The 3,135-nt window shown below is 74.6% G+C and carries 2 protein-coding genes; both read right to left on the reverse strand.

All coding sequences use genetic code 11. The features are described 5' to 3' along the window. Window positions 1-94: 94 nt before the first annotated feature. A complete protein-coding gene (locus tag CR470_RS36935) occupies window positions 95-2,371 on the reverse strand; it encodes a VWA domain-containing protein (RefSeq protein WP_097872072.1) in 2,277 nt (758 codons plus the stop codon). 122 nt (window positions 2,372-2,493) lie between these two features. After that, window positions 2,494-3,045, reverse strand: a complete 552-nt coding sequence (locus CR470_RS36940) for a Pycsar system effector family protein (protein ID WP_097872074.1) — start codon at window positions 3,043-3,045, stop codon at window positions 2,494-2,496. Between the last annotated feature and the right edge of the window lie 90 nt (window positions 3,046-3,135).

Consider the following 3,135-nt stretch of genomic DNA (forward strand, 5'->3'; position numbering starts at 1 on the left):
GCCCGCTCAGAGATGTGTATAAGAGACAGGCTCGCGGCCGTGCGGCCCGCCGGGGCCTGCGGCGCCGGCCGCCGGGTGGCGGGCGGCGCGCGCCTCACAGGTAGTCGTCGTTCCCACCGACCGGGCTCACCGGGTCGGGGCGCCCGGGGGCGGTGGCGCGTACGGAGTCCTCGCCGAGGGCGAGGCTCAGCCGGTCGGTGAGTTCGACCCGGCCGGTCGCCGTGAGCCGCTCCCGGGTGCGGCCGCCGTGTCTGCGCAGCACCGCGCCGCCCTCGGGGCTGCGCTGCACGGCGTACCGGCCGTTGGTGCGCCGTTCGATGCGCGGGTTGCTGTGCGCCTCGGCGATGTCGAACGCGTACCACTGCTTCTGGCCGTGTCCGGCGGTGTGGACGCCGAGCACGTCGCCGTCCTCGGAGAGCAGGTGGAGCGTCAGCCCCTGCGGGTCGCGGCGACCCCGCCGCTGCCGGAGCCAGGCCAGCGCCGCCAGGACGCCGACGACGATCAGCGCGACGGCGCCGACCAGCACCCACCAGTACCGGTCCAGCAGGCTCGGTTCGGGGGTGACCTGGACGGACAGCGGGGTGCGCACCAGGGTGCGGTCGCCGTCGGTGGCGTCCTGGACGGTGACGGTGCCGCCGATGCCGAGCGGGCCGTCGTCGAGCCGCCCGTCGAAGGACTTCTCCGGTCCGATCCCGAGCCTGATCTCATGGGTGGAGGAAGCGCCGGGCTTCACCACGATCTCGGCGGGGCTCACGGTGAGCAGCCCGGCCCGGACGTCCGCGAGGGACAGCTTCAGGGTGTGCGGGGCGTCCGTGGTGTTGGTGACGGAGAGGTTCGCGGTGACCGTGTCCCCGGGGTGGCCGTCGCCGCGGACCGGGGAGAGCGCCGTGGTGACGGGCAGGGCCCCGGGGGCCACCTGGCCGCCCTCGCTGCGGGTGTCGGCGCTGAGCCCGGAGGCGGTGAGGGTGCCGCTGACCTTCAGGGCTCCGTCGGCGCTCTCGGGGATGGTGACCGTACCGCTGAAGGAGCCGTCGCTCCTGGTGGGGTCGGGGCCCTTGCCGTCGTCGGTGAGCCGCAGGGGCAGCGGGGCGAAGCCGTCGCCGGTGAGTTCGCTGCTGACCTGGAGACCGGCGTAGTCGGCCGGGTCCTTGATCTCGTAGCCCTCGCGGGTCTGGAGCCGCATGGTGACGGTCGCCTTCTCCCCGGCCTGCGGGGAGGGCGGGTCCATCGTGATGGAGCCGCGCAGCTCCCCCTGCCACAGGACGCTGACGCCGACGGGCAGCGAGCGGTGGCCCTCGGGGGCCTTCACGTCGACCTTCCACCGGCCGGGCACCGGGTCGATGATCTTCAGCGCCTCCACGGTGCCGCCGCCTCCCGCGAGTTCGAAGGTGGAGTCCTTGAACCGGCCTGAGGTGGGCACCTTGTTGCCGAGCGGGTCGGTGTAGGTGACGGTCACCTCGGGGGAGCCCTTGTCGACGACGATGCTTCCCACGGTCGCCAGCGGCGAGATGGTGATGGGCAGGGTGGCGGGCGGGCGCTTGCTCGGCCCCGCCTCGTAGCGCAGACAGTGCGCGGCGGCGAAGATCTTCTCCAGCGCCCGCCCGACGTCCTTGGCCCCGGAGACCTTGCGGGCGGTGGGGCGGGCGGACGGCAGGTCGACGCAGCCCTTCTGGAAGCCGCCGGCGGCGATCTTGTCGAGCTGCTCCCTGTCCGGGTCGGGACCGAAGCCGAGCGGCCAGATCTGTACGTTCTTGGCGGCGGCGTTCTTCAGCTCCAGCTCCAGCTGCCGCTTCCCCTCGGCCTCGCGGTGCGCCGGGTCGCCGTACTGGGGGCTGCCGGTGACGTCCATCTCCCCGTCGGTGAGCAGGAACAGCACCCGGGGGGCCGACGGGTCGGTGCCCGAGCTCAGTTCGTGCACGCCCTGGCGGATCGCGCTCGGGAAGTCCGTCCCCGTGCCCTCGCTCTTCTTGCGGCCGCGCAGCTTCTCCACGCAGCCCCCGACCGACTCCCGTCCCGCCGCGTCCAGTCGGGTGCGCGGGCACACGGGGTCCACCGCCCGCTGGTCGGCCGACTCGGCGGCGGCGAAGCCGAACACGCTGATGTGGGAGGTCGCCGAGACGTCGCCGAGCGCGATCCGGGCGGCCGCTGCCTTCTCCGCCTTGATGTCCGCGGGCGCGAGGCTCGCGGACTGGTCCACGGCCACCGCGTAGTTGACGGAGGCGAAGGCGGGCGCGGCGGCCGCGCCCGGCTCCGGGTCGGCGGCGGCCGGTGCCGTCAGGGAGGTGAGCAGGGCCGCACCGGCCAGGGCGGCCAGCGCCGCGCGCCCGGCCCGGCCGGTGCCGGCCGGGCCTCTTCTTCGGTCATTCCGCACGACCGTCCCCTTTTACTGTCGTTGCCGTGTCTGCGTGGTGTCGTGAAGCACTGCTGCGATGCGATGGCTCTGCGTGGTCGTCGGTGAAGTGCCCCTGGACGCGGCACATCCGTGCGGGGCGGTCAGCGCGCGGCCAGGCTCCAGGCGAGAGCCAGCGCGGCCGCCGGGGCGAGTGTGGCGACCGCCCAGCGGATCGCCCGGTACTTGGCGGACAGGATGGCGCTGACGTCCACGGCCTGGACGAGCAGCCAGCCGACCGGGTCGCGGCCGGCCTCGTTGATCCGGGCGGTCAGCACGTCGTAGTCGAACGGGGCGAGCAGGTCCCCGAAGTAGGTCACCCCTTCCTGGTCGCGGACCGTGCCGGTACGCGGCAGGAGCGCGCGGACCAGGGCGGCCACCGCGACCACCCACAGCACGCCCGCGACGACCAGCGCCAGGTCGCCGGGGCCCCGCCAGTCGGGCGAGCCGTGCCGCCCGATGAGGAAGGCGGGCAGGGCGAGCGCCCCCGAGAGCAGTACGGCTGCCTTGGAGTCGGCCCTGCCGAGGTCCTCCCGGACGGTGACCAGGAGCCGTTCCGCGATGCGTTCCCCCGCCCTGTCCGGCCCGTGCTGACCCCCGTCCGGCACCGGCGCGGTCGGGGCGGGGGAAGTCCGTGTGGTTCCGTCGGCGCTCATCCGTCGCCCTCCGCCCAGCCCCAGCCGTCGTCGCGGTCGCGGCCGCGCGGCGCGGGCGGTTCGGGTTCGGCGTCCCGGGCGGGCGGGCGG

It is taken from the genome of Streptomyces sp. rh34 (genome assembly GCF_002551245.1).
Lineage (GTDB): Bacteria > Actinomycetota > Actinomycetes > Streptomycetales > Streptomycetaceae > Streptomyces.